This is a genomic window from Paramicrobacterium humi, from assembly GCF_900105715.1.
In the GTDB taxonomy this organism is placed as follows: Bacteria; Actinomycetota; Actinomycetes; order Actinomycetales; family Microbacteriaceae; genus Paramicrobacterium; species Paramicrobacterium humi.
Window position 1 is genome coordinate 163,291 of record NZ_FNRY01000001.1, and the last position, 25,062, is coordinate 188,352.

General features: G+C 66.0%; 23 protein-coding genes and 1 pseudogene. 9 read left to right on the forward strand and 15 right to left on the reverse strand.

Annotation, left to right across the window (positions count from 1 at the left end; all coding sequences use genetic code 11):
• Positions 1–113: 113 nt before the first annotated feature.
• Positions 114–1,550, reverse strand: coding sequence for an HNH endonuclease signature motif containing protein (locus BLV49_RS00840; RefSeq protein WP_091178902.1), 1,437 nt, complete (start codon positions 1,548–1,550; stop codon positions 114–116).
• 185 nt (positions 1,551–1,735) lie between these two features.
• Positions 1,736–2,530 carry an SDR family NAD(P)-dependent oxidoreductase gene (locus BLV49_RS00845; protein WP_091178905.1) on the reverse strand — a complete coding sequence of 265 codons (795 nt, stop codon included), beginning with the start codon at positions 2,528–2,530 and terminating at the stop codon, positions 1,736–1,738.
• Positions 2,531–2,686: 156 nt separating this feature from the next.
• On the opposite strand from BLV49_RS00845, the gene BLV49_RS00850 reads away from it, so the two are divergent.
• On the forward strand, positions 2,687–4,042 hold the full coding sequence (locus BLV49_RS00850; RefSeq protein ID WP_091178907.1) for an L-serine ammonia-lyase: 1,356 nt from the start codon (positions 2,687–2,689) through the stop codon (positions 4,040–4,042).
• Here the strand turns inward: BLV49_RS00850 and BLV49_RS00855 are convergent, their stop codons facing one another.
• Genes BLV49_RS00855 through BLV49_RS00865 form a run of 3 tightly spaced genes read right to left on the reverse strand, consistent with a single transcriptional unit; the run spans position 4,043 to position 8,092 of the window.
• Positions 4,043–5,848 carry a thioredoxin domain-containing protein gene (locus BLV49_RS00855; RefSeq protein WP_091178909.1) on the reverse strand — a complete coding sequence of 602 codons (1,806 nt, stop codon included), beginning with the start codon at positions 5,846–5,848 and terminating at the stop codon, positions 4,043–4,045.
• A 4-nt stretch (positions 5,849–5,852) separates the two neighbouring features.
• Positions 5,853–7,358, reverse strand: a complete 1,506-nt coding sequence (locus BLV49_RS00860) for a carboxylesterase/lipase family protein (protein WP_176980681.1) — start codon at positions 7,356–7,358, stop codon at positions 5,853–5,855.
• Positions 7,355–8,092, reverse strand: a complete 738-nt coding sequence (locus BLV49_RS00865; protein ID WP_218132577.1) for a VC0807 family protein — start codon at positions 8,090–8,092, stop codon at positions 7,355–7,357. Before BLV49_RS00865 ends, BLV49_RS00860 begins: the two co-directional genes overlap by 4 nt.
• 49 nt (positions 8,093–8,141) lie before the next feature.
• On the opposite strand from BLV49_RS00865, the gene BLV49_RS00870 reads away from it, so the two are divergent.
• Entirely contained in the window at positions 8,142–8,807 is a 666-nt protein-coding gene (locus BLV49_RS00870) for a TetR/AcrR family transcriptional regulator (RefSeq protein ID WP_091178914.1), read from the forward strand.
• 285 nt (positions 8,808–9,092) lie between these two features.
• Positions 9,093–9,488 carry a PIN domain-containing protein gene (locus BLV49_RS00880; protein ID WP_091178917.1) on the forward strand — a complete coding sequence of 132 codons (396 nt, stop codon included), beginning with the start codon at positions 9,093–9,095 and terminating at the stop codon, positions 9,486–9,488.
• Between the two features lie 97 nt (positions 9,489–9,585).
• Here the strand turns inward: BLV49_RS00880 and msuE are convergent, their stop codons facing one another.
• The 7 genes and pseudogenes from msuE to manA all read right to left on the reverse strand — a co-directional run bounded on the left by msuE (position 9,586) and on the right by manA (position 14,472).
• Positions 9,586–10,182: an FMN reductase gene (gene msuE, locus BLV49_RS00885; protein ID WP_091178919.1), complete on the reverse strand. Its 597-nt coding sequence runs from the start codon at positions 10,180–10,182 to the stop codon at positions 9,586–9,588.
• 82 nt (positions 10,183–10,264) lie between these two features.
• Positions 10,265–11,056 (reverse strand): DUF1684 domain-containing protein, encoded by a 792-nt coding sequence (locus BLV49_RS00890; protein ID WP_091178921.1) that lies wholly within the window; start codon positions 11,054–11,056, stop codon positions 10,265–10,267.
• A gap of 98 nt (positions 11,057–11,154) precedes the next feature.
• Positions 11,155–11,988: an aldo/keto reductase gene (locus BLV49_RS00895; RefSeq protein ID WP_091178922.1), complete on the reverse strand. Its 834-nt coding sequence runs from the start codon at positions 11,986–11,988 to the stop codon at positions 11,155–11,157.
• A 78-nt stretch (positions 11,989–12,066) separates the two neighbouring features.
• Positions 12,067–12,627 (reverse strand): annotated as a pseudogene (locus tag BLV49_RS00900) (ribonuclease H family protein); the annotation flags it as partial.
• 75 nt (positions 12,628–12,702) lie between these two features.
• Positions 12,703–13,029: a type II toxin-antitoxin system PemK/MazF family toxin gene (locus BLV49_RS00905; protein WP_091178924.1), complete on the reverse strand. Its 327-nt coding sequence runs from the start codon at positions 13,027–13,029 to the stop codon at positions 12,703–12,705.
• A complete protein-coding gene (locus tag BLV49_RS00910; RefSeq protein WP_091178926.1) occupies positions 13,026–13,229 on the reverse strand; it encodes an antitoxin MazE family protein in 204 nt (67 codons plus the stop codon). Before BLV49_RS00910 ends, BLV49_RS00905 begins: the two co-directional genes overlap by 4 nt.
• Before the next feature lie 43 nt (positions 13,230–13,272).
• Positions 13,273–14,472 carry a mannose-6-phosphate isomerase, class I gene (gene manA, locus BLV49_RS00915; RefSeq protein ID WP_091178928.1) on the reverse strand — a complete coding sequence of 400 codons (1,200 nt, stop codon included), beginning with the start codon at positions 14,470–14,472 and terminating at the stop codon, positions 13,273–13,275.
• Between the two features lie 218 nt (positions 14,473–14,690).
• Here manA and BLV49_RS00920 point away from each other — a divergent pair, with 218 nt between their 5' ends.
• Together BLV49_RS00920 and BLV49_RS00925 are read left to right on the forward strand one after the other, a co-directional pair.
• Entirely contained in the window at positions 14,691–15,869 is a 1,179-nt protein-coding gene (locus BLV49_RS00920) for an acyl-CoA dehydrogenase family protein (RefSeq protein WP_091178930.1), read from the forward strand.
• A 188-nt stretch (positions 15,870–16,057) separates the two neighbouring features.
• On the forward strand, positions 16,058–16,288 hold the full coding sequence (locus tag BLV49_RS00925) for a DUF2795 domain-containing protein (protein ID WP_176980682.1): 231 nt from the start codon (positions 16,058–16,060) through the stop codon (positions 16,286–16,288).
• A 27-nt stretch (positions 16,289–16,315) separates the two neighbouring features.
• Here BLV49_RS00925 and BLV49_RS00930 read toward each other — a convergent pair whose 3' ends face one another.
• Positions 16,316–17,128 (reverse strand): DUF1206 domain-containing protein, encoded by an 813-nt coding sequence (locus BLV49_RS00930; protein WP_091178933.1) that lies wholly within the window; start codon positions 17,126–17,128, stop codon positions 16,316–16,318.
• Positions 17,129–17,291: 163 nt separating this feature from the next.
• Between BLV49_RS00930 and BLV49_RS00935 the strand changes: the two genes are divergently transcribed.
• Positions 17,292–18,629: an O-antigen ligase family protein gene (locus tag BLV49_RS00935; protein WP_091178934.1), complete on the forward strand. Its 1,338-nt coding sequence runs from the start codon at positions 17,292–17,294 to the stop codon at positions 18,627–18,629.
• Positions 18,626–19,960 carry an O-antigen ligase family protein gene (locus BLV49_RS00940; protein ID WP_091178936.1) on the forward strand — a complete coding sequence of 445 codons (1,335 nt, stop codon included), beginning with the start codon at positions 18,626–18,628 and terminating at the stop codon, positions 19,958–19,960. Before BLV49_RS00935 ends, BLV49_RS00940 begins: the two co-directional genes overlap by 4 nt.
• Positions 19,961–19,964: 4 nt before the next feature.
• Here BLV49_RS00940 and BLV49_RS00945 read toward each other — a convergent pair whose 3' ends face one another.
• Together BLV49_RS00945 and BLV49_RS00950 are read right to left on the reverse strand one after the other, a co-directional pair.
• Positions 19,965–20,702: an ABC transporter ATP-binding protein gene (locus tag BLV49_RS00945; RefSeq protein ID WP_091178938.1), complete on the reverse strand. Its 738-nt coding sequence runs from the start codon at positions 20,700–20,702 to the stop codon at positions 19,965–19,967.
• A 4-nt stretch (positions 20,703–20,706) separates the two neighbouring features.
• Positions 20,707–21,717, reverse strand: coding sequence for an ABC transporter permease (locus BLV49_RS00950; RefSeq protein WP_091178940.1), 1,011 nt, complete (start codon positions 21,715–21,717; stop codon positions 20,707–20,709).
• Positions 21,718–21,744: 27 nt separating this feature from the next.
• Here BLV49_RS00950 and BLV49_RS00955 point away from each other — a divergent pair, with 27 nt between their 5' ends.
• Both BLV49_RS00955 and BLV49_RS00960 read left to right on the forward strand, forming a co-directional pair.
• Entirely contained in the window at positions 21,745–23,652 is a 1,908-nt protein-coding gene (locus tag BLV49_RS00955; protein ID WP_091178941.1) for a glycosyltransferase, read from the forward strand.
• Positions 23,653–23,669: 17 nt separating this feature from the next.
• Entirely contained in the window at positions 23,670–25,061 is a 1,392-nt protein-coding gene (locus BLV49_RS00960) for a bifunctional cytidylyltransferase/SDR family oxidoreductase (protein WP_245723484.1), read from the forward strand.
• The last annotated feature ends 1 nt before the right edge of the window (position 25,062 follow it).

Consider the following 25,062-nt stretch of genomic DNA (forward strand, 5'->3'; position numbering starts at 1 on the left):
CCGAAGCGTCACCGGCGCCCAACTCGCTCGAGCGTGCGCCCACGTGGGCGTCGTGTCCGCCGCTGACAGTTCGTTTTCAGCGGGGCAGCATCGTCACTGACCCTGTCGCGGCCTCAGAACTGCGGATCTTCCGGGTAATTCTTGGGTTCCGTGTCGTCGGCCCATCTCTCGTCGGGGTCGGGTTCCGCGTTCTCGAACTCGTCATCGTCGATGTCGGGTTCGAGGTCCGGTTCGGAAGGCTCGGTGTCCTCATCGAGGGCTTGGAATCCGACATTCGTGGATCGTCGGATTCGGTACCGTCTCCCGAGAGGTGAGGTCCAGATGATGGCCCCATCCTCAGCTCGTTCGACCTGCCAGGTACTGGTGTGCTTCAGCACGTGGTGGCGTTTGCACTCACTCGCCAGGTTGTCGAGATCGGTGTGCCCACCGTCTTGCCATGCCACGAGGTGATCGATGTCGCACTGTCTCGCGGACCGGTTGCAGCCGGGGAATTGACAGGTCTGGTCTCTGACTTCGATCGCTTTCCGCAGATCCGCCGGAACCGCGTACCGGTCGCGGCCGACGGAGAGGATGGCTCCGGTTTCCGGGTTCGTCAGCAGCCGGGTGAAGCTCGGCGCCTGTGCTGCGAGCCGGCGGGCGGTCTCTGGGTTGATCGGCCCGTACCCGTCCAACTGCGCCGGTTCCTCCGAGTGACCCAGCAGCGTCATCACAGGAACGGTAACGTGCACGGTCGGGCGGATCGCCCCGGTCCGACCGGTGAACGTCGACTGCCCGTCACCGTTGCTCTCGCCGCCGGTGCCGGTGGTGAGTCCCAGCATGGCGGCGTCGGTGAGCACGTCGGCGGTGAGCTGCCCGATCGTGCGCTCGTCTCCGGTCTTGCGGAGGCTCTTCGCGGTGGTGTGGCAGGCGTTGTAGATGCTCTGGGTCACCTCGACCGGGGCATACAACGCGAGCCAGCCCATTCCGTCGGGAGCGTTCCAGTGCTCCACCCGCCGATCCTCCGCTGCCGCCTCGTGGCGTTCAACACTGGTCTCCGGGTGCAGACTCTCGCGCAGGGCGAGGGCCTTCTGTTTGAACTCCGGCGGCGTCGACGTTCTCGCCAAGTCGAGGGCGACCTGCTCGAACTCCGCCCGGTCCTCCGGGTGCAGCCCAGTGGCGTGATCGATCAGCGTCCGGGCGTGCTGAACCGAAATCGCCCCCTCAGCGAGCGCTTCGAGCGTGGCGGGCAGTTCCCGGGTAAGGGTCTCGGCCTGGGCGATCAGCGAGTCGACCATCCGCTCCGACACACGCATCTTCGTCGCCAGCACCGGAGACAGCGCCCGCCGCACCACCTCCTGCGTCTTCGAGGTGTCCGTCTCCGAGGCCACGAACATGTCCCGGTTCGCCAGGGCATGATCGACGAGATCGGACAGCATCATCGACACTTGGGCGTTCACCACGGCCAGCAGCTGATACTGTTCGGAAATCTCTTCGACCATCAGGTCGAGTTTGCCGATCCTCGAATCGGGATTGTCGGGCGGGGGTTTCTCATCATCGTTGATTGGTACCATGCGTGTAGTGTTCCACCACCCACTGACATTGGGTCGAACACATCTACGAATCTAAGCAACTCCGAGGGAGCCCGCCCTGTGGGCGAGAAGTGAGGTCGAAATGGCCCGAATCGGATGCGGAAATCGACGTGAGAGAACAACGGCCGGCATCCGTTCGGGATGCCGGCCGTTCGATGCGGTGGCGGTTAGACGGTCGTGTAGCCGCCATCGATCAGGTAGTAGCCACCCGTGACGAAGGACGCATCATCCGAGAGCAGGAAGCGCACGACGTGAGCGACTTCCTCCGGTCGACCCAGACGGCCGAGCGGGTGCTTGCTTTCGAGCGCCGTGCGGATATCCTCGCTCAGGCTGCTGCGCACGAGGGGCGTGTCGATGTAGCCGGGGCCGACCGCGTTGATGCGCAGCCCCTGGGCGCCGTACTCGGCTGCGGCGTTCTTCGTGATGCCGACGACGCCGTGCTTCGCGGCGGTGTAGGCGCCGTTCCCGATCGCCGCGACGGTGCCGTGAATCGACGCCATGTTCACGATCGCAGAGGACTCGGCGCCCGCCTTCAGCATTGCCGGGATCTGGTAGCGCATGCCGTAGAGCACGCCGTTGAGGTTGATGTCGATGACGCGGTCCCAGTCCTCGAGGTCGGTCTCCCCCGCCGGCGCTTGCTTGCCTCCGATGCCCGCGTTGTTCACCGCGTAGTTCAGAGCGCCGTACGTGTCGATCGCGAACTGCACGGCCTTCTCGGAGTCTTCCTTCTTCGCCGTGTTCTGCTCGAACGCGGAGGCGGTGCCGCCGGCGTCCGTGATCTCCTGCACGACGCGCTTGGCCGCGTCGAGGTTGATGTCGGTGACGACGACCTTCGCGCCGAGCGAAGCGAGCTCCTTGCTGATAGCCTCGCCGAGACCCGATCCGCCGCCCGTGACGAGCGCAACTCTGCCTTCAAATGACGTGCCGAACCTTGCCTTTCTCTCCGATCTCGTTGGACGAATGGCTTCGTGGAGGGCGTCTGAGCCGCCGACAAGATCGCCGTGCCCTCACCTCCAACGTTAGTCATCAAACGCTGAATAACCAGGGGGTTTCCGGCACGCGGCATCCGCCCCGAGCGAACGAGAGCGTACCCTTGAAGCGTCGCTGCAAGGAGGAGCATGTACGTCTCGGCCTTCGACCTGTTCTCAATCGGCATCGGACCGTCAAGTTCGCACACCGTGGGCCCGATGCGCGCCGCCCTCGACTTCGCCAGGGTCCTCGAGACCGCGGGAGCTCTCCCCCGCGTGCGCCGCATCGGCTGCACGCTCTACGGCTCGCTCGGCTCGACGGGGCTCGGCCATGGCACGCCCGACGCCGTCGTCGCCGGCTTGCAGGGGCTCGAGCCCACGACGTGCGACCCCGATGAGGTCAGGGGCGCATGGGATGCCGCGTCCGGCGCGCGCCGGATCGCGCTGCTCGGTCGGCACGCCGTGGACTTCGAGCGCGACGACGTCGCCCTCGAGCCGCGCACGAGGCTGCAGCATCCGAATGCCCTGACGCTCGCCGCGTGGACCGCTGGGCCCGTGCCGGCCGTCGAGCACACGTACTTCTCGGTGGGCGGCGGGTTCATCCAGCGCGAGGGCGACGAGGCGGCCGCTGAGGAGGCGGCAGTTCCGCTCGGCTACCGCGATGCGGCGGAGCTGCTCGCGATCTGCGATGCGCGCGGGCTCACGATCGATCAGGTCGCGCGCGTCAACGAGGAGGCGCTGCGGCCGGCCGGCGAGGTCGATGCGGAGCTCGATCGCATCTGGGCGGTCATGGACGACTGCATCTCGGCGGGGCTCTCGGCCGACGGCATCCTGCCCGGCGTGCTCAAAGTGCCGCGCCGGGCCGCCCGCGTCCGCGCGAGGCTCGAGAACGCGGAGGGCGATGACGGCCGTTCCCTGCCCGGCGAATGGCTGCTCGCCTTCGCCCTCGCGGTGAACGAGCAGAACGCGGCGGGCGGGCGCGTCGTGACGGCGCCGACGAACGGCGCGGCGGGCATCATCCCCGCGGTCGGCGCGTACTACCGGCGTTTCATCGGCGGCGCCTCGGCGAGCGGCATCCGTCGCTATCTGCTCACGGCGGCGGCGATCGGGTCCCTGTTCACGGCGAACGCGTCGATCTCGGGCGCGGTCGGCGGCTGCCAGGCGGAGGTCGGCTCGGCGTGCGCGATGGCCGCGGGCGGGCTGTGCGCCGTGCTCGGCGGCACGCCGCACCAGGTCGAGAACGCGGCGGAGATCGCGATGGAGCACCACCTCGGCCTCACGTGCGATCCCGTCGCGGGACTCGTGCAGGTGCCGTGCATCGAGCGCAACGCGATCGCGTCGTCGACCGCGGTGACGGCGGCGCGGCTGTCGCTCAACGGCGACGGCACGCACCTCGTCTCGCTCGACACGGTGATCGAGACGATGCGGCAGACGGGCATCGACATGTCGACGAAGTACAAGGAGACGAGCGAGGGCGGCCTCGCCGTCAACGTCATCGAGTGCTGATCAGCCCGCGAGAGTCTCGGGCAGGCGGCAGGTGAAGTCGGCGCAGTCGTACAGCGTGGGTTCGCCGTCGACGGCGGTGCGCCCCTCGAGCAGGTCGATGCCGGATGCCGCGAGCTGCCGCGCGGCCGATTCGCGCACCACGAGAACGAGGTCCGCGGGGGTGCGGCGCACGCGTTCCGGAACGGCGCCGTCGGCGGCATCCGGGAGCACGACCACCAGCTGCCGGGCCGGGGAGGCGAGGCGCGTGAGCTCCTCGAGCAGCGCCCCGAAGGCGACGGGGTTCTGCAGCGCCCGCTCGGCGAACGGGGCGAGGGCGCGCTCCGCGTGCTCGCGGAGGGCGGCGTCGCCGGTCAGCAGGTACAGTCGGCGCGCGGCGCGGGCGCTCGCGCTGAGTCCCGACGGATAGGCGCCCTCGCTCGGGTCGCCCTCGAGCACGAGGCCGCGGCTTGCGAGAACAGGGTCGGCCGCGGGCTCCGCGAAGCCGGCATCCGTCATCACGCTCTGCAGAAGCCGCCGGACGACGCGGACGTAGGGCTCGTCGCCGGTCGCGCAGCCGAGCTCGAGGAGCCCGCCCGCGAGCATGCCGTAGTCCTCGAGCGCCGCGGCCGCGTCCGACCGCGCCTCGGCCGTCGAGGCGCGCAGCAGCGTGCCGTCGCCCCTGAGGTGGTTCTCGAGCAGGTAGTCAGCGGCCCAGCGCGCCGCGTCGATCCAGTGCGGCTGCGCGAACGCCGTTCCCGCGCGGGCGAGCGCCTCGATCGCCAGGCCGTTCCACCCGGTCAGCACCTTCTCGTCGAGCGGCGGCGGCTCGACGTCAGTGCGATCGGCGGCGAGGTAGTAGCCGCCCTCGGTGCGGACGCCGTCGACGAGGCTCTCGGAGTCCTGCCCGCTCGCGAAGCCGCCGCCGGGCAGCTGCAGCACCTCGAGCAGGAACGAGGCGATGCCCGCCGCGACCTCGGCGGCCTCATCCGCGCCGTCCTGCCAGGCCCGCGTGTAGGCGGACAGCAGCAGCGCGTTGTCGTACAGCATCCGCTCGTAGTGGGGCTCGGACCAGTCGCGCTGCGTGGCGTAGCGGAAGAAGCCGCCCTCGATCGTGTCGCGCAGCGGCGAGCGCGCCATCGCGAGCAGGGTGCGCGTCGCGAGCTCGCCGCGGTCGATCGCCTGCAGGAAGCCGAGCGCGGGTGCGACGGGGAACTTCGGCGCCGCCCCGAAGCCGCCGAACGCGGCGTCCTCGTGCCGGGCGAGGGCGTCGGCGGATGCCGCGAGCTGCTCGCGGCCGGGAAGCGGGGTGTCCGCGAGCGCGGCCTGCCCCGCGGAGCGCACCGCCTCGCCGATCGCGGCCGCGCTGCCGCGCACCTCGTCGCGACGGTTCCGCCAGGCGTCGACGACGGCCTCGAGCACCTGCCGAAAGGAGGGCCGGCCCGCGACCGGCTGCGGCGGGAAGTAGGTTCCGGCGAAGAAGGCGGCGCCGTCCGCCGTGGCGAAGACGCTGAGCGGCCAGCCGAGGCCTTGCGTGAACGCGGCGGCCTGCGCCATGTAGCTCGCGTCGACGCCCGGGTGCTCCTCGCGGTCGACCTTGACGCTCACGAAGTTGGCATCGAGGTAGCCGGCGAGCTCGGGGTCGCTGAACGATTCCCGAGCCATGACGTGGCACCAGTGGCAGGTGGCGTAGCCGATCGAGACGAACACGGGCACGTCGCGTTCGGTCGCCTCGGCGAAGGCCTCCTCACCCCACTCGTGCCAGTCGACGGGATTGGCCGCGTGGGCGCGCAGGTAGGGGCTCATCGCTCCGGCGAGACGATTCGGCATGCCTTCACCCTACGGCGAGGCGCTCTCGGACGCTCCTCCAGAAATCGAGCTTGTGGCGTTCGCGGTAGTCGATCGAGCGGATGCCGGTCTCGTCGAACTGCAGAACGGACTCGTCGTCCCCGAAGTCGCGCCACGATGGCGTGCCGTCGAGCGTCGGCGTTCCGGTGCGCGCGAACGACGTCCAGGACGCTATCATCGTGTCGGCCAGTTCCCGCTGCGCGGGCGACAGGCGGTTCTCGCCGCCCAGGTCGAAGAGGTACGGCAGCTCCGTCGCGTGGGCCGCTCCCATCCGGAGCCGGGGCGCCGCGATGCCGTTGACGTCCGGAGCTGAGCGGTCCGCGAATTCGTATGCGAAGACCGGCGCGCTGCGGCTCCACAGCCGGTGCTCGTCGAACGCCGCGAATGCCCACGAGACATCGGTGGCGATCGTGGCCCAGGTCAGGGCGGGCGAGCCGTGATCCGCCACGGGATAGCGTTCCGCGACGACGCTCGCCTGCTGTGCGAACGAGTTCTCCCTCAGCTCGGCGAGCCGGCTCTCGGTGAGGGGCGTCTTCTGCGCGGCACCGGCGATGAACGGGCGCATCTCGTCTCGAGTCGCTCCGGAGATGATCGGCACCGCGTGCACCTTGCCGGTGCGGGTCGCTTCGGCGGGGTCGAGCGGCACGAGCGGCGTGCCGAACGCGAGGGAGTTCGCGAACAGGCCGGTGTGCTCCACAAGCCGGCTCGCGGGAACCTCGCGCAGCCGTGCGACGACGTCGCCGTCGCCGCACTCCAGAAGCTCCGCGAGAGCCGCGCCGTTCTGCTCCACAGCCGGCAGCGGCAGGTACGGCGTGTGCTCGGGCGATCGGGGGAACATGATTCCCCTGGGCCAGTGCAGGAGGGGTGACCCGGATTGCAGGATCGCCCTCTGGAACAGTCGCGGCGCCGCGGGGCTTGCCAGCAGCGCGCCGATGCTCATGGCTCCGGCGGACTGGCCGAAGACCGTCACGTTGTCGGGGTCGGCTCCGAAGGCGGCGGCGTTCCGCTTCACCCAGTCGAGGGCGGCGATCTGGTCGGCGAGGCCGAAGTTTCCGGAGCCGGGCAGGCCCTCGAATCCGAAGTACCCGAAGACGCCGAGCCTGTAGTTGACGGTGACGACAGCGACGTTTCCCTGATTGGCGAGCCGAGCAGCGTCGTAGAGGTGGCCGCCGCCGGTCGTGAAGCCTCCTCCGTGCAGCCACACCATGACCGGAAGCGGGTCTCGCGATGCGCGACGGGGCGTCGTGACGTTGACGAAGAGGCAGTCTTCGTCGACCATGGTCGTCGGCATGCCGGGCTGCGGACACAGCGCGGGCGGCCGCGTGGCGTCCGCGACACAGTCCCAGGCCCGCGGCGGCTGCGGGAGCGTCCACCGCCGGCTGCCGACGGGCGGCTCGGCGTATCGGATGCCGAGGAAGACGCGCGCGGTCTTCGTGGCGCGGCCGCGCACCGGGCCAGCGTCGGTCGTGACGTCGAGCGGAGCGTCTGTCACGCGGCCGGTCCTTCCGACGATTCGGGCCGGTTCGATGGCTGTGCGAGCCGCCGCCAGAGTCCGGAATGCTCGAAGTATCGGTGCTGCGCCACTTGCACCACGACGAAGGTGACGCCCCAGAGCACACCGCCGACGAGCGGGACGACGTCGACAGGCAAGACGTATGCGATGACGACCCGCACGACGGCGTCGGCGATCATCACGACACCCCACAGCACTGTCGCCGTCCTCCAGATGCGGCGCACCCGGGCGTCGCTCTCCCGTAGGGCGTCCCATGAGCTCACGTTGAGCCTCTCGCCCAGTCGCGTGGGCTGCACCATCGCGCGGGCGAACGAGAACGCGAGCGGACGCCGAAAGCGCAGGCTCACCAGGAATGCGCCTCCGATGGCCGCCGTGAACCAGCCCTCCTTCGCCAGGAGGAAGCGCGGGCTTCCCGTGATGAAGGAGAGGGCGATGCTGCCGCCGAGAACCGCGAGCACGAAGATGCCGAGCGCGTTCACCGCGCGCCGGCGCACTGCCCGGTAGACGATCACGACGGCCGTAGGAGAGCCGGCGAGGATCAGCGCGAGAAGCTGGTCGAGACCGAATCCGCGCAGGACGTAGTAGCCGGCGACGGGAACCACGAGGTCGATCGCGACCGTGCCGAAGAGCGCCAAGCGCGAGTCCTCTCGCTCAGCTCGCGGCTGCGGGGCCTCCGCTTCTGGGCGGGTTTCGGAGCGTGGTGTGATTCGCATTCGGGCAGGCTAGCAAAAAATTAGCAGGGGTGATAGTTTTTTTATCGACATGGCAGATCAGACGATGCAGGAGCCGGCGAAGCTCACGTTCATCCAGCGCACCCGGCGCGCGCAGCTTGTCGAGTGCGCCATCACCGTGCTCGCGGAAGAGGGGTACGCGCAGGCCTCGCTGTCGCGGATCGCGCGGCGCGCAGACGTGAGCCGAGGCGTCATCCCCTACCACTTCGCCAACCGCGATGAGCTCCTCGACGCCGTCGTCGCCGAGGTGTACCGCATCGCGACGAGCGAGCTGCGCCCCAAGATCGACGCGCAGCCGACGGCGGCAGCGGCGATCCGCACCTTCATCACGGGAAGCGCCGAGTTCTACCGCGATTTCCCCACGCAGATGGCTGCGCTGCACGAGATCGTGAGCCACTCCCGCGGCGACGACAACGCAGCCACGTCAGAGGCGCGCCGCGCGACCGAGCAGGAGCTCAGCGCGGTCGGCGAGCTCCTTGAGCGCGGCAAACAGGCGGGCGAGTTCCGCGATTTCTCCACGCGCGTCATGGCCCGCAGCATCCGGAGCGCTCTGGACGGGCTGCTGCACGACCTGCGCGCGGACCCCCGTCACGACGTCATGGCCGATGCCGAAGAGCTCGCGGAGATCTTCGCACGGGCGATGGCGACCGGTGATGCCCGATATGGACATTTCCCGAGGGGACGCTCGCGTCGTTGAGCCACCACAGGAGCTGGGCGAAGCGCACCGTGAATCACAAGTGATGCAACTATGCTGTAGGCATGAGAACCACGGTCGACCTACCTCCGTCCCTTCACCGGAGAGCTGCAGAAATCGCGCGCGCTCGCGGGACATCGTTGTCTTCGGTACTCGCTGAGCTCACCGCTCGGGGCCTCGCGCAGATAGACACGCCGCTAACGATCTCGAGCGACCCCCTCTCAGGCTTCCCAGTTGTCAGTATCGGGCGACGAGTCACATCGCAGGACGTGGCCGACGCAATCGACGATGAGTAGCGCGTACCTCCTCGACGCCAACGTACTCATCGCTCTCACTGTCGCTGAGCACGAGCACCATGCCCGCGCATCAGCGTGGGCCGAAGGCGTTGAACGCTTCGCGCTGTGTCCCGTTGTCGAAGGAGCATTCCTCAGATACTTCGTTCGCATCGGCGAGAGCGTCGATTCCGGCCTCCGCATCCTCGGCGCAGTTCGGCGCCTTGAACGATGCGAGTACGTGGCCGATGCGATCTCGTATCTCGACGCGGACCTCTCACATGTGCGCGGCTATCGGCAACTCACGGACGCGTATCTCGCGAGCCTCGCGGCCGCGAGCGGAGCGCGCCTCGCGACATTCGACCAGGCGCTCGCGAGGGATCTGCCGAAGACCGTGACTTTCATTCCCTGACGCCGTTCGCAGGCTGGGCCTCGGGAACGCTGCAACCCGCTGCGGTGAACAGCCGTCGTGTGGGCGCTGGCGGTCCCTCGGCACGGTGATTGAAGCGCTACCAGGCTCCCACGTAGCTTGAGGGACGAACCTCGGCGGGAATGCCCTGCTGGCGCACGAACGGCAGGCCGCGCTGCACAGCGAGCTGGATGCGCTGCCGCACCGGCTCGGACGTGAGCTCGTAGCCGTCGAAGTCGGTGTTCGACGCGTACACGCCAAGCGGCAGCGTGAGCGCCTGGAAGAAGCCGAACAGCGGTCGGAACTGGTGCTCGAGAATGAGCGCGTGCCGCTCTCCCCCGCCGGTCGCCGACACGAGAACGGGCTTGTCCACGAGCTCGTACTGGCCGACGAAGTCGAAGAGGTGCTTGAACAGCCCCGTGAACGAGGCCCGGTACACGGGGCTGCCGACGACGAGCAGGTCCGCGGTCTCGATCGAGCGCAGCGCCGCTTCCGCCCCCGGCCCCACCTGGTCGCGACGCAGCGCGCCCGCGAGCTCGGGTCCGATCGCGGTGAGCTCGATGAGCTCCGCGGCGACCGGCGTGCGCGTGGCGACCTCGTCGACGATCGCGCGGATCAGCGCCGTCGTCTTCGAGGGCTCGTGCAGGCTGCCCGAGACCGCGACCACGCGCAGGGGACTGGATTCGTTGTGCGGCATACAGCGACGGTACGCCAGCGGTCAGCGGCGGAGAAGACGTCGCGCAATACGACGTAACGGATGCCGCCGACCGCGGCCACCGCTACGCGCGAACGACGTTCTTCTCGCCCGCGCGGATCGGCGTCGCGAGCCGGTTGCCGGCGGGCGGCAGCGGGCACACGTAGAAGTCCGCGAACGCGCACGGCGGCAGGTACAGCCGGTTGAAGTCGACGGTGACGGTGCCGTCGTCGGCGGGCGAGGCGATCGTGAGGAAGCGGAAGCGGTACGTCTCGTCGCCGCTCGTGCCGTCGCTCAGCACGACGGCGAGGCCGCGCGGGTCGGCGCTCACGGTGAGCGTGGCGTGCTCGCCGCCCGGGAGGTCGACGTCGACGGTGCCGGCGACGGCATCCTCCGACACGTGCCCGTCGATCGCCTCGACGGTGCGCGTCGCGTCGGGCTCCGCGGGAGTGAAGCGGCCCTTCAGCACCCATGCGGGGTCGGGTTCGAAGGCGTCGATGTCGGTGAGGCTCGAGCGCGTCGCGGCATCCGGGTCGATCAGGCGAAGGGCGAGCGCGCCGTCGCGTTCGAAGTAGCGGATGCGCTTATCGCCCCACTCGATGTCCTGCCCGGCCTCGAGCACGATCTCGGCGCCGGAGACGGTGTCGTACGGGCGGCCGTCCTGCAGCATCGTCTTGTCGTGCAGCTCGGGCGCCGTGCCGAGGATGCTGCCCCCGCTCGCGTGCCAGACCCCGGGCAGTCCCTGGTACGCGGCGGGTTCGGTCGTGAGCCAGTGCGTCGCGACGAGCGACGCGAGACCGAGCGGCGACGTCGTGGCGCGCACGCGCGATTCGTGCCAGTCGTTCCACGCGGCGACGAAGTCTGTAGGTTCAGTCATTGCTCTCCTCGAAGGGGTCGGCGCGGCGGGCGGATTCCCCGCACCCGCGAACGCGCACCGCCCAGCCTATGACAGCCGGGCGGCGCGCGGGGAGGGGGTCACTCGACGTCGTTCGGGTGCCCACCCACACGCTGGTCGCGCTCGAGCTCGTCAATGCCGGCCATCTCGTCGCCGCTCAGCTCGAAGTCGAACACGTCGAAGTTCGCCGCGATGCGCTCGGCGTGGTTCGACTTGGGGAACACGATGTTGCCGTGCTGCAGGTGCCAGCGGATGACGACCTGCGCGGGTGTCTTGCCGTGGGCGGATGCCGCGTCGGCCACGGCCGGCTCGTCGAAGAGCGGGTACTTGCCCTGCCCGAGCGGCCCCCACGCCTCGATCGCGATGCCCTTGGAGCGGGCGAACGAGGTCAGCTCGCGGGACTGGAGGGCGGGGTGCAGCTCGATCTGGTCGATCGCGGGGACCGTGTCGCTCTCGGCGAGGATGCGGTCGAGGTGCTCGCGCAGGAAGTTGGAGACGCCGATCGAGCGCGCCTTCCCGTCGGCCTTGATCTGCTCGAGCGCGTGCCACGCCTCGACGTAGCGGTCCTGCGTGGGGCTCGGCCAGTGCACGAGGTACAGGTCGACGTAGTCGAGGCCGAGCTTCTCGAGGCTCTCATCGATCGCGGCGAGCGCACGGTCGGTGGCGTGCTCCGTGTTCCACAGCTTCGTCGTGATGAACAGCTCGTCGCGCGGGATGCCGCTCTTCTTCAGCGCCGCGCCGACGCCTTCCTCGTTGCCGTAGATCGCGGCCGTGTCGATGTGCCGGTAGCCGGCGTTCAGCGCGTCGGTGACGATGCGCTCGGTCTCGGCCGGGTCGACCTTGAACACGCCGAATCCCAGCTGGGGGATGCGGTGACCGTCATTGAGTTCGATGGTGGGAACAGAATTTGCCATGCTCCCAGCTAACCACCGAACGGATGCCGCCGCAGAGCGTTGCGCGCTCGGCGAACGTCAGCGGCCGAGCTCGAAGCCCTCGAGCCCCGAGAACAGGTCGGGCTCGGCCGGCGCCGGCGGGGTCGAGGGGTCGGATGCCGCTGGCGTCTCGTCCGCGCGGTCGACCTGGCCGCGGCCCGCGAAGCCGGGACCGCAGGGGATCGCGAGTCCGCCCTGGTAGGCGAGCGCGACGGCGCGAGCGCGGTCGTCGGCGGCCTCATTGAGCTCGTGGCCCGCGTGCCCCTTGACCCACTCGAAGCGGTACGTGCGGCCCTGGATCGCCTCGTCGATCTGCTTGAGGATGTCGACGTTCATGACCGGCTTGCCGTCGGCCTTGCGCCAGCCCTTGCGTTTCCAGCCCGGCATCCACTTCGAGATGCAGTTGATGGCGTACTGGCTATCGCACAGGATGTGCAGCGGCTCCTGCGGGATGTGCGCCGTCGCGCGGAACAGGTCGAGCACGGCCATGAGCTCGCCCATGTTGTTCGTGCCGTGCGCCCAGCCGCCCGCCGCCCACGAGGAGTCGTCGATGTACCAGGCCCAGCCGGCGGGGCCGGGGTTGCCGAGTGCCGAGCCGTCCGCGGCAGCCGTGATCGTCATGTCCTCCATCTTTTCATGGGCGCGGGCGAGCCTGTCACAGCAGCGTCCGTCCTACTCGCGTGAAACCGAGAGACGTCAATCGGCGAGGCCAAGAAACACCATGAGCAGGCGTTCCAGGTCAAGCATCTGCGCCGAAGCCAGCCGACCTATTCGGTTCGTCATGTGAGTTCGGCGGACTGTCGTGACCTTGTCGATCATCACCCAACTGGCCGTTTGCAGTCCGTTCAGGCGGTCGGGGTCCACCCGAAGCCGAAGCAGGGGCGCGTCGACAGGCATAGAAGTAAACGGACAGACCGTGACCGAGCTGTTTGCGTCGAATCGATCATCTTGGATGACAACGGCCGGACGTGGCTTCGTCGCATAGACACCGCCAGCGACGGACCAAATCTCGCCCCTGCTCACTCGTCCCAGTCCGCAGAGACAGCCTCGATGAAGTCCTGGTCGTCCGACCGCTGCTCTGCGTCGGCGACAAGCCTCGACTGGCGGTGCGCCTCGCGCGAGAACTCTTCCGATCTCACATCCGGCACCCACACCTGCATGAGACGGAATCCTCGCTCTCGCATTCGGTCGCGGTGTGCGCCGACGCGATCCTTGACAGCCATGCTTAATCGTTACATGTAACAGAGAATGTGTCTACAGAATCAGTCACAGCAGCGTCGTCGCGACGAAGAGTTCACCGTCGCCCGAGACGGCGAGCGCTGTCTCGTCGGGAGTGACGTAGAGCGCTTGTCCCGCACGGAGGGTCGCAGCGCCCTGCGCGCCAGTGACGTCGACTTCGCCGCGCGTGACGACGGCGATCGCGACACCGGGCAGTTCGACGGTCGCGTCGGGGCCGTCGTCGGCGACCTCGACTCGGAACAGCTCGAAATCGGGGATGCCGGGCGCGAACAGCTCGACGCCGGTCGACACGCGCGTCGGCTGCAAGTACGGGACCGGCAGCGGTTCGAAGTCGAGTACGCTGAGCAGCTCCGGGACGTCCACGTGCTTGGGCGTGAGCCCGCCGCGCAGCACGTTGTCGCTCGCGGCCATGAGCTCGACGCCGAAGCCGCGGAGGTACGCGTGCACGTTGCCGGCGGGCAAGTAAAGAGCCTCGCCACGGGTGAGCGTGACGCGGTTGACGAAGAGCGAGACGACGATGCCGGGGTCGCCCGGGTAGTGCTCGGCGAGCAGGCGGACAGTGTCAACGGCGGGGCTGGGCGATGCGAGTGCCGCGGAATCCGTGACGGCGGAGACGAGCGCGGAGATCTCGGAGCCGAGCAGATACTGCACGACGTCGCGCAGCACCTCGTCGTCGGCGCCGGTCAGCCTCTCGCGCAGAGCGCGCAGCTCCGTGACGGCGAGCGCCATGCCCTCCTTGTCCGCAACGGCGATGAGAGCGTCGAGGTCTTCGGCTGTCTCGGCCACGCGGCGGAAGCCGCACAGCGCATCGAAGCTCTCGCTGAGGGCGACGATGAGCTCCGGCTTGTGGAAGGCGTCCTTGTAGTTGCGGTGCGGAGCGTCGAGCGGCACGCCGGCGGCGTTCTCGCGTTCGAACCCCGCCACGGCCTGTTCGGGCGACGGGTGCGCCTGCAGCGAGAGCGGGGCCTCGGCGGCGAGCAGTTTGAGCAGGAACGGCAGGCGCGGCTGGCGCAGGCCGGCGGATGCCGCGTCGGACTCGATCCACGCGGCGAGATCGGGGTGGCCCACGCCGGATCCGGCGGCGACCCGGGCGGGCGAGGCGGGGTGCGCGCCGAGCCACAGCTCGGCTTCCGGCTCGCCGGACGGCGCGCGGCCCTGCAGGATCGCAATGACGGTCTGCGACCCCCAGGCGTAGGGGCGAGGGGTGTTCTCAAGGGCGACGAACATGGCGGCTCCTCGGGAGGTCGGCGTGATCCCGCGCGCGGCGTCGGCGGGCGAAGCGGGCTTGTCGGCTCCCCACAATCTGGCGCGGACGCCGCGAGAAGCACTTGCATCAACCTACCAATCGATTGCCCGGCCGCGGAACGCCGCTTCTAGGCTCGCGAGTACCGCGCCGCTGCGGTCGCGGCATCCGACCCTGCCTTCTTCACAACGGGAGAACACCAATGACGTTCGAACCTCTCACCAGCGACTTCTACGGGTTTTCGAGCCTGCTGAGCGAGCAGGAGAGGGAGGCTCTGCAGACGATTCGCGACTTCATGGAGCACGAAGTGCGGCCGATCGCGAACGAGTACTGGGAGAAGGGCGAGTTTCCGCTGCACCTCGTGAAGGGTTTTCTCGCGACGGATGCGGCCCGCTTCGCGTGGCCGGAGACGGCGCCGTTCGAGAACTCGGCGGTGTTCCGCGGCATGGCGGCGATGGAGATGTCCCGCGTCGATGCGTCGACGGCGACGTTCATCGGCGTGCAGGAGGGACTCGTGATGGGCACGATCGGTGTGACCGGGTCGCAGGAGCAGCGCGATGAGTGGTTGCCGAAGCTCGCCAGCGGCGAGGTCACCGGCGCGTTCGGGCTGACCGAGCCGCTCTCGGGAAGCGACAGCGCGCGCGGCCTGCGCACGACGGCGCGGCGCGAGGGCGACGAGTGGGTGATCAACGGCGCGAAGCGCTGGATCGGAAACGCGACGTTCAGCGACATCACGATCATCTGGGCGAAGGACGAGGCCGACGGGCAGGTGAAGGGCTTCATCGTGCCGACGTCGACCCCGGGCTACACGGCGACGAAGATCGAGCGGAAGATCAGCCTGCGGGCCGTGCAGAACGCCGACATCACGCTCGAGAATGTGCGCGTGCCCGAGCTGCTGCGGCTGCAGAACGCGAACTCGTTCCGCGACACTGCCCGGGTTCTGCGCCTGACCCGCGCGCAAGTGGCGTGGTCGTCGATCGGCGTCGCGATGGGCGCCTACGAGGGCGCCGTGAAATACGCGAAGGAGCGCGAGCAGTTCGGCAAGCCGATCGCGAGCCACCAGCTCATCCAGGACCACTTGGCCCGCTGCCTCGGTAACATCACCGCGTCGATCGCGATGTGCGTGCGCGTCTCGCAGATGCTCGACGAGGGTACGCAGCGCGACGAGCACTCGGCGCTCGCGAAGGGCTTCTGCACGGCGCGAATGCGCGAGACCGTGGCGTGGGCGCGCGAGGCGATGGGCGGAAACGGCATCGTGCTCGACTACGAGGTGGCGCGCTTCTTCGCCGACGCCGAGGCGCTGTACTCGTACGAGGGCACCCACGAGATGAACGCTCTCATCGTGGGCCGTGCGATCACGGGCGTGAACGCCTTCGTGTGATCGACGGCGGCGGATCAGGCGGCACTACACGACCGGCTCGACCGCTTGGCACTCTCGATACCAGAGTGCTAACATCTCAGCCACGAAAACCTGAGCGGAGCGCTCCGGTAGCCCGCAGACAACGGAACAGGAGACACGCTTAAGCGCGTCAACACTTTCGATTCGCACTCGTTGAGAAAGGAATGACAATGGTCACGCTCTCGCCCTCGCTCTCAGCTTTCCTGCGCGGCATGGAGTATCCATGCGACCGCGACGATCTCCTCCGCCAGGCCGCACGAGAGGGACTGCCACTTCGCGACAGCGACATGCTTTCCTCCCTCGACGACAGAACCTACTCGAGTCGACGTGACATCACCCGAGCCTTCCGACGCCCCCAACTCCCGCTCAGCCAGGAGGAGAGGCTTGTCGCGGTCTCGTGAGACCGTCCGCGGCGGCGACCACGACGGTCAGAGCCGCTGATACTTACCTCTCAGCGCGAGGAACACCCCGTACGCGACGAGCCCGACGCCGATGACGGCGACGGCAAGCGGACCTAACTTGGCCTCACGCAACGCTTGGAGCGCGCCATCGAGACCGCCGGCGGCGTCCGGATCGACCTTCACGGCGGCGACGACAAGCAGGACGCCCACATCGAGAAGCGCGATCCCCTTCGCGAGATAGCCGACCAGACCGAGCGTCGCAACGGTCCGACCGACAGCCCCGTGCGGCAGATTCATCTGCTTACGGAATCCTCGACGTACGCCGATGACGCCGAAGCCGATTCCGATACCGACGATCGCGAGTCCCACCGCGCCGAGCATGAGCGGTCCGCCGGGAAGCACGAGTACTCCGCGGCTTGCCGATTCCGCTGTCGTCTCACCGTCCGATCGCGAACCGATCGCCACCGAGGCCGCGAGCACGCCGAGCGAGGCGTACACGATCGAGCGAATCCACGAGCCGAACCGGCGCCCCCATTTCTTCGCAGCGCTGACCGCGTCACCGCCGCCGTACTTCAGGATGCCGTCGAACGCGTACCAGACGGCAAGTCCCCACAACGCGATAGCGATGACCCACAGCGCGATGAATCCGAGCGGCGCGCTGACGATGACCTTCAACGCCCCGGACTGATCGCTCGATGCGCTGCCGCCGAACGCGACGACGAGGGCGATGACGCCCGTCAGTCCGTGCACAAAACCGTTGGCCACGAACCCGACTCGGGCGAGGACGCGCACGAAGGGACTCCGTGTGACATCCTCGGCGGCGTCTTCAGGCGGTGCCATGCCGCGACTCCGCCTTCGTGATCGTCGACTCGTTCATGACTGAATCATCGCAGAGTCCGCCCCGATCGCGGTCGGCCAGACCCGGGGTCGCGCTCGGGGACCGAATCGTGTAGTTCGCGGTGATCCAGCGGGTACGCGGGCCTGCTCACGATAGATTGGAGCAATGAGCTCGCCCGCCGTCGCCCCTCCCGCGGCTCTGTCCACGAGGCGCCGACTTCAAGCCGCCCTCGGCACGCTCGCGTTGTTCGTCACGTTCGGCGGCGACGGGGTGCGGAACCTCATCGGCTGGCCGGCATACGTCGTGCTCGTCTCGCTCATCGCGCTGGCAAGCCTCGGTGTGCTCCTCGTCTCACGACCGCGAGTGAAGCTTCGGCAACTGCCCCTCTCGCTGATCGCCTACCTCGCGCTCGCACTGATTTCGGTCACGTGGTCCCATTACCCGGGAGCCACCATGCTGACGTACCTCGGAATGGCGATGTGCACAGTCGCGGGCGTATACCTGGCGCTCATGTTCACATGGCAGCAAGTGCTCACGCGCATCGCCAACGCTCTGAAATGGGTGGTCGGGCTCTCGCTCGCGTTCGAACTCTTCGTGTCATTGTTCATCCGCCACATGGTGCTTCCCCTCTCCGGGGCGGTCTACGTCGGCGACAAGCCCCCGCTCCTCGCATACTGGTCACGCAACCTTCTGTTTGACGGCGGCAAGATCCAAGGCATCCTGGGCAACTCGAACCTGCTCGCGATCTGCGCACTACTCGCGCTCCTCGTCGTCGGCATCCAGCTCGCCGCTGGAACCGTGCGCAGAGGCTGGGGCTGGTTCTGGGTCGTCCTGTCGGCTGCGGCTTTCGTGCTCACTCGCTCGAGCACGATGATCGTCGCCGCCGTGGCCGTGATCGTCGCCGTGGCGGCGGTCGTGATCGCGAGGCACACGGCGGGACGCGGACGTATCGCCCTGTACGCGGCACTCGCCGCCATTGCCGCCGCGTGCGTCAGCGTCGCGATCGTCTTCTCCGATCGACTGCTCGACCTGTTCGGCAAGAGCGAGGATCTCACCGGCCGAACCGAGTTCTGGCAGCGAGTGATTCACCGCGCCTCGGAACGCCCGTGGTTCGGATGGGGCTACTCGAGTCCGTGGGTTCCGGGTCAGCTACCCCTTGACGAGCCTCTAGTTCGCCACCACGTCGAGCAGCTTCATGCCCACAACGCGTGGCTCGATGTGTGGCTCCAACTCGGGATCCTCGGTTTGATCATCTTCGGAGCGCTCATCCTCTCGCTGCTCTGGCGTTCCTGGTTCTGCGCGGTCGATCGCCCGCGCTTTGACCTGCGCGAAGACCGCCCCTACTCCCCCATCGCCCTGCTCCCGCTCCTCACGGTCGTCGTGCTCGTCGTGCAGAGCGTCGCTGAGAGCCGCATCCTGATCGAGTCGGGCTGGGTCCTCATCGTGCTGTTCGCGCTCAAGACCAAACAGCACCGCGTGATCATGGGAGACACCGCGTCGTGAAGCCCGCCAACGGTCGAGGCAGTCGGGTTCCGCCGCCGCTCAGCAGCTTGCTGGGCTCCGCTCCGTTCGCCCAGGCCTTCACGGTGTGCGCGATCGCGGCGGCGTTCATGGTGCCGCTGCTGCGCAACTTGATGGGCTGGCCGGGGGTCGTCGGCGTGCTCTGCACGCTGCTGGCACTCGCCGTCGTGGTTCTGATCGGTCGCCGACACTACATCGAGTGGAGCGGCTGGTGGCCGCTTTCAATCTTCGCTTTCGTCGTCTGGTGCGCCATCAGCACGCTGTGGAGCGACTACACGGGCTTCGGACTTGTCGGCGTCGGCTATCAGGTCATCGTCTTCATACTCGCCATGACCATCGCGCTCAGCCGCGACATGATCCAGATCGTGCGGGCGACTGGCGGAGTTCTGCGCGCGCTGCTGTCGCTCTCACTCGTGCTCGAGATGCTGAGCGGAATCTTCTTCGACATCCCGTTCCCCTTCCTCAGCATCGAGGGAAATATCGCCGAGGGCGGCCCGATCCAAGGCATCTTCGTCACCCGCAACCTGCTGGGATTGGTGTCCGTGATCGCACTGATCACGTTCGTCATCGAATGGCGCACTCGCTCGGTGGACCGACCTGTCGCCGTGTTCTCGATGAGCCTCGCCGTACTGTGCCTCCTTCTCTCGCAATCGCCCGTGAACCAGTTACTCACCCTGGTGGTGCTCGTGGCCACGCTTGCTCTGGTCTGGCTGCGAAAGTCTCCTCCGGAGCGCCGCTCATTGATCCAGGCCGGGCTGCTCGCCGTCGGCATGGTGGGAGTGATCGCGATCTACATCGTCCGCACGCGCATCATCGACTGGCTGAACGCCGGCAGCGAATTCGGTGTTCGCTACCGACTCTGGCGCGCGGCCTGGGACTTCGTGAAGGACAACTCGATCGAAGGCTGGGGTTGGCTTGGCGCTTGGCGGGGTGACGTCTTCCCCTACCTCGGCATCAACATCCAGGTTGCGCGGCACCACTCCTCCGCGCTCAACGCCTACCTCGACGTTTACCTGCAGGTCGGACTGGTCGGCATCTTCCTGTTCCTCGTGCTCTGCGTCTTCGCGTTCCTCCGCTCCTGGACGCTTGCATCGAACCGCCGCAGCGTCGTCTACGCGTGGCCCGCGCTCGTGCTGGTCACCTTGCTCGCCGGCTCGGCCGCCGAAAGCTACATTCTCACCGGCGTGGGGTGGATGCTGCTGGTCATCTGTGCTGCGAAAGCGTCGCAGCACATGAGCTGGCGCGAGCGAATTCGCGGCAGTCGTTCGACAGGGCCCAGGGCTCCAGAGAACCACACCGACCGAATGTCGTAAGAGCCTACTTGTTCTTCTCTTTGTGAACTTCAAGAGCCTCGTCTATTGGCCCATCGAAGATCATCTTGCCCTTGCGCAGGACAATGCCGCGCTGGCAAAGCTCTTTGACCGTACCGGCGGAGTGGCTGACGACGACCATCGTTTTTCCTTGCTTGCTTAACGACTCGATCTTCTGAGTGCACTTTTCGCGAAAGGGTGCATCGCCGACGGAAAGAACCTCATCGACAAGAAGGATGTCAAGCTCCGTGTGAATGGCGACCGAGAACGCGAGCCGCATGAACATCCCCGACGAGTAGTGCTTTACTTCCTGATCGATGAACTCCCTAATACCGGAGAACTCTACGATGTCTTCAAAACGCTCGTCGGTCTCCTTCTCGGTCATTCCGAGAATTGCGCCGTTGAGGTAGACATTTTCTCGACCTGATAGATCAGGGTGAAAGCCTGCGCCGACTTCGATGAGGCCCGCTAGGCGTCCCCGCACAAGCACTCGCCCTGCGTTCGGTTCCAGGACACCCGAGATGAGTTTGAGCATCGTCGATTTACCAGAACCATTGTGCCCAAGGAGAGCAACGGACTCGCCTTCGTTAACCGTAAAGCTGATGTCGTCCAAGGCTTGGAACGGAGTGGATCCGACCTTACGGCCGCGGATCTTACCCACTACAGCTTCCTTCATCGAGTGGCTGTGCCGAATCAGAAACGTCTTGCGCACGTTCTCGACAATGATGCTAGGGCGACTCGACATGTGCTCAGAGGTCCTGGGCGAAGTTGCGCTCGAAGCGACGGAAGACATATTGACCTATCAAGATGACGAATATTGCAGCAAGGTATGCCGCGGCGACATACACAGCGAGGTGGGGAGGGGTTTGCAGCTCACCGTTCGAAGTTGGAAGCCAGAACCCGAAATGGAACAATTCAACACCGGCGGTGAGTGGATTGCACATATATATGTGGAATAGCCATGCCGGTGCTTTGTCAGCGAGCATTGTCCATGAATAAAGGACAGGCGCCGTCCAGGTGGCGAAGGTTCGAATAATTTCGACGAAGTTCTGAGCGTCGCGGAAGGCCACGTTCAATGCTCCAAAGAACAGACCCAGGCCGGTAGAAAAGAGCAAGATCAGGAGCATCCCGCCAAGGATCGCGACGATACCCAAAAAAGAGGGAACCCAGCCCGTCAATAGGCATACGGCAAGGAGAATGGCGACCTGAGGTAAGAAGTGAACAAAGGCGACAATGACAGTAGCCACTGGAAATAGCTCGCGTGGCAAATAAATCTTCTTGACCAGCGCCTTGTTATTGACAATGGATGTCGTCGCGTTGCTAAACGACTCGTTGAAGAGATTGACGACAACGATTCCCGCGAACAAATAGACAGGGAAGTTGTCGATGCCTCGATGGAGATTGAAAATGAATCCCATCACGACGTAGTAAACGGCGAATTGTGCGGCCGGCTTCACATAGGACCAGAGCCAACCGAAGACCGAGTTGCGATACCGCGTCGAAACATCCTTCTTTACGAGTACCTTGAGTAGGTATCGCCGCGTGAAAATGTCGAGGACGCCGTGTCCACGGCCAGGGGTTCGGAATTCGCTCAGATCAGCGGTAGTCAATACGTCTGCCAATTTTGTTTGTTTGGGTGCGGCCCTTTGGCCAACTCGAATAATAGCGCCGCTCACCTGCAAGCTCACCCATTGCAGGTTACTAGCAGGCAGCGAACCTGGGCGAGCACTAGGCTCGAGTTGGCCAACCTCTTCTGTCATGTGATTCTAAGGAGCACTCTTTCGCGCATGTGGACGACCATTCAGAATGTCGTGTTCCCCCTCGATCGCGATCCGGATGTTCTGCCTCTCTATGCAGACCCCGAGACGTGGACGTCGATTGGCTCCGAGACCTTCAAAGTAAGCGCACACGCTCATGTCGAGAACATTCTGTCGCGCAGCAGTTTGAGAGTGACCTCAGGTCGAAGGATTTCGTTTGCAAGCTACTTCAACGCGTTTCCGGCCTCATACTGGCAACATTGGACAAACCTCAAGCGCATTCGGCTCGAACTGTCGACGACCGGCAATGGAACGATCCTCGTTTACCGTTCGAACTCCCAGGGTGCGCAACAGCGCGTGGAATCCCGGCGCGTCGAGGGAACCGCGACGAGTGAATTCGTCCTTCCGCTGAAATCCTTCGGCGACGGAGGCTGGTACTGGTTCGAACTCGAAGCTGATGTCGACGGGCTGGTCCTCAAACAGGGCAAGTGGACGACCGATGCCAAGCAGAAGCGCGAAGGAAAGGTCTCACTCGGGACGACGACGCTAAACAAGCCTGACTACTGCGTGGCGACCCTTGGTGCGATAGCCGAGAGTCCCGAGGTGGTGGATGCGATAGACCGCATATTCATCATCGACCAGGGAACCCAGAAGGTCGCGGATGAAGACGGCTTCACCGACGTCGCCGACGCTCTCGGCGACAAGCTCGAGGTCATCTCGCAAAGCAATCTGGGCGGGTCCGGCGGCTTCGCACGTTCTATGGCTGAAACCCTCAAGCGTCCCGAGAGCGATTTTCTGGTCCTGCTCGACGACGACGTGAAGATCGAGCCGGAGAGCATTCTTCGAGCGCTCGCGTTCGCTCGGCACAGCAAGCGCTCAGCTATCGTCGGCGGGCACATGTTCGATCTCCTCAACCGGCCGGTGCTGCATGCATTCGCGGAGATCGTCGACGAGAAGCCATTCATCTGGCGGCCGCAGTACAGAGAGCAGTTTCCGCACGACTTCCGAGTGACGAACCTTCGTCAAACGCGCTGGATGCACACCCGAATGGACGCGGACTACAACGGGTGGTGGTTCTGCCTCATTCCCAAGGACGTCATTGAGACAATCGGCCTCTCACTCCCCGCGTTCATCAAATGGGACGATGCGGAATATAGCCTGCGCGCCCGCGCCAACGGCTACCCCACCGTCTCACTGCCGGGCGTCGCCCTTTGGCACGTCTCGTGGCTCGACAAGGACGATTCCATCGACTGGCAGGCATACTTCCACGCGCGCAATAGGGTCGTTACCGCCCTTCTGCACTCCCGTTTCCGCAACGGAGGACTCTTGGTTCGCGACAGTTGGCGCCTTGATCTCAAGCACCTGCTATCGATGCAGTACTACGCTGTCACGCTTCGGCACATGGCGCTGCGCGATGTGCTCCGCGGACCCGAGCACATGCACCGCACACTGCCAACCCAACTCGGCGTGCTTCGCGATGCTGCTCGTTCTTTTCGGGAGATGAACGTCCTCAGGACCGACGAGGAGATACCCCCGACGAATCGCGGCAAACAGGTGTTTCCGGTTGCATCACCATTCGAAGGCGGCGGTGGCCCACACGGCGCGCGTCTTGCCGTCTTCACGGCCAAGATGACAGTCCGTCACTGGCTTACGAAGCCCAGCAGCGCCAACGTCTCCCGCCCTGAGGTCGAGCTCGCTAAGCGCGATGCGACGTGGTTCCGCACACCCTACTACGACAGCGCACTTGTCTCCACGGCAGACGGGTCCGGCAAGTCCTGGTACCAGCGAGACCGCGCGACATTCCGTTACCTCCTGCGGGAGAGCATCGTTTTGCACCGCAGACTGCGCCGAGATTGGCCGGCACTAGCTGCTCAGTACAGGCAAGAGATGCCTGAGCTGACAAGGCCAGACGTGTGGCAGGACACATTCACGAAGTAAGAACCGTGGAGGGCGAAATGGGCTCTTCAGAGAGACCAACGAGAAAGAGAATGCGAACAGTTGCGGTTATCCTGGCCGGCGGCGTCGGCGTCCGGGTCGGCCTTGGAATCCCCAAGCAGCTGATCAAGATCGCGGGCAAAGCAATAGTCGAGCACACACTGGAGGCCATGAGCCGAAACGCACGTGTCGACGAGATCATCATCATGATGAACGCCGATGCGATTAGCGAACTCGACTATCTCCGCGAAGGAGACCATTTCCCGAAGCTCACCCGTATCCTGCCAGGTGGTGCGACGCGTAACGACACAACACAGCTTGCCCTCGCCGCGCTCGGAGACGAAGATTGCAAGGTCCTGTTCCACGACGCAGTTCGCCCGTTCATCGATAGCCGGATCATTGATGACTGTATCGATGCGCTTGACACGTACGACGCCGTGGACACCGCGATCCCCTCAGCTGACACGATCATCCGGGTCGGCGACGACGGCTGCATCACCGACATCCCGAACAGGTCGCTCCTGCGCCGCGGCCAGACGCCGCAGGCCTTCACCGCCTCCGTGATCCGCAGAGCTTACGCGCTCGCACAGGACGATCCTGACTTTCGCGCCACTGACGACTGTGGGGTCGTTTTCAAGTACCTTCCCCAAGTCAAGATCTTCGTCGTTGATGGCACCGCAGAGAACATGAAGGTGACGGAACCGATAGACATTCACATCGCCGACAAGGTGTTCCAGTTGCAGTCGGCGACCCTCTCCAACGATCCAGCCGACGTGCCTGACCTGATGGGGAAGTGCGTAGTCGTCTTCGGCGGCAGCTACGGAATCGGCAAGAGCGTAGTAGAGCTGTGCAGCGACCGAGGAGCACGCGTTTTCGCTTACAGCCGAAGCACGACACAGACCGATGTTACGTCGCGGAAGCAAGTGCGTGCCGCGTTACGCGAAGCTCACCACGAAGCAGGTTCCATCGACTACATTGTCGTCACCGCAGGCGTCTTGACGGTGTCTCCATTGGCCGACGCCGCAAAGAAGCAGATCAAGCAAACGATAAAGACGAACCTCACGGCACCAGCCATTATCGCGCAAGAGTCCTTCGAGTTCCTCAGCGAGACGCACGGCTCGCTCACGTTCTTCACGTCGAGTTCATATACCCGTGGTCGCGCAGGCTACAGCCTGTACTCAGCGACGAAGGCCGGCGTCGTGAACCTCACGCAAGCCCTTGCTGAAGAGTGGGGCGAAAGCAACGTTCGGGTCAACTGCGTGAACCCTCAACGAACTCATACGCCGATGAGGACGGCTGCGTTCGGCGACGAGCCGGCTGAAACGCTTCTCGCTGCGGACACGGTTGCCGAAGTGACTGCCCGGGTAATGGCCGGCCCCCTTACGGGACAGGTCATAAGCGTACGGCTCTGAG

Excerpts from the sequence above, each read along its gene's own strand:
- BLV49_RS00895 (WP_091178922.1), bottom strand. The coding sequence starts at position 11,988 with ATGGCAAATTCTGTTCCCACCATCGAACTCAATGACGGTCACCGCATC.
- BLV49_RS00925 (WP_176980682.1), top strand. The coding sequence starts at position 16,058 with ATGGTCACGCTCTCGCCCTCGCTCTCAGCTTTCCTGCGCGGCATGGAG.
- BLV49_RS00855 (WP_091178909.1), bottom strand. The coding sequence starts at position 5,848 with ATGCCGAATCGTCTCGCCGGAGCGATGAGCCCCTACCTGCGCGCCCAC.
- BLV49_RS00840 (WP_091178902.1), bottom strand. The coding sequence starts at position 1,550 with ATGGTACCAATCAACGATGATGAGAAACCCCCGCCCGACAATCCCGAT.
- BLV49_RS00890 (WP_091178921.1), bottom strand. The coding sequence starts at position 11,056 with ATGACTGAACCTACAGACTTCGTCGCCGCGTGGAACGACTGGCACGAA.
- BLV49_RS00935 (WP_091178934.1), top strand. The coding sequence starts at position 17,292 with ATGAGCTCGCCCGCCGTCGCCCCTCCCGCGGCTCTGTCCACGAGGCGC.
- BLV49_RS00960 (WP_245723484.1), top strand. The coding sequence starts at position 23,670 with ATGGGCTCTTCAGAGAGACCAACGAGAAAGAGAATGCGAACAGTTGCG.
- BLV49_RS00920 (WP_091178930.1), top strand. The coding sequence starts at position 14,691 with ATGACGTTCGAACCTCTCACCAGCGACTTCTACGGGTTTTCGAGCCTG.
- BLV49_RS00910 (WP_091178926.1), bottom strand. The coding sequence starts at position 13,229 with ATGGCTGTCAAGGATCGCGTCGGCGCACACCGCGACCGAATGCGAGAG.
- manA (WP_091178928.1), bottom strand. The coding sequence starts at position 14,472 with ATGTTCGTCGCCCTTGAGAACACCCCTCGCCCCTACGCCTGGGGGTCG.
- BLV49_RS00870 (WP_091178914.1), top strand. The coding sequence starts at position 8,142 with ATGGCAGATCAGACGATGCAGGAGCCGGCGAAGCTCACGTTCATCCAG.
- BLV49_RS00865 (WP_218132577.1), bottom strand. The coding sequence starts at position 8,092 with ATGCGAATCACACCACGCTCCGAAACCCGCCCAGAAGCGGAGGCCCCG.
- BLV49_RS00880 (WP_091178917.1), top strand. The coding sequence starts at position 9,093 with ATGAGTAGCGCGTACCTCCTCGACGCCAACGTACTCATCGCTCTCACT.
- BLV49_RS00955 (WP_091178941.1), top strand. The coding sequence starts at position 21,745 with ATGTGGACGACCATTCAGAATGTCGTGTTCCCCCTCGATCGCGATCCG.
- BLV49_RS00950 (WP_091178940.1), bottom strand. The coding sequence starts at position 21,717 with ATGACAGAAGAGGTTGGCCAACTCGAGCCTAGTGCTCGCCCAGGTTCG.
- BLV49_RS00850 (WP_091178907.1), top strand. The coding sequence starts at position 2,687 with ATGTACGTCTCGGCCTTCGACCTGTTCTCAATCGGCATCGGACCGTCA.
- msuE (WP_091178919.1), bottom strand. The coding sequence starts at position 10,182 with ATGCCGCACAACGAATCCAGTCCCCTGCGCGTGGTCGCGGTCTCGGGC.
- BLV49_RS00930 (WP_091178933.1), bottom strand. The coding sequence starts at position 17,128 with ATGGCACCGCCTGAAGACGCCGCCGAGGATGTCACACGGAGTCCCTTC.
- BLV49_RS00945 (WP_091178938.1), bottom strand. The coding sequence starts at position 20,702 with ATGTCGAGTCGCCCTAGCATCATTGTCGAGAACGTGCGCAAGACGTTT.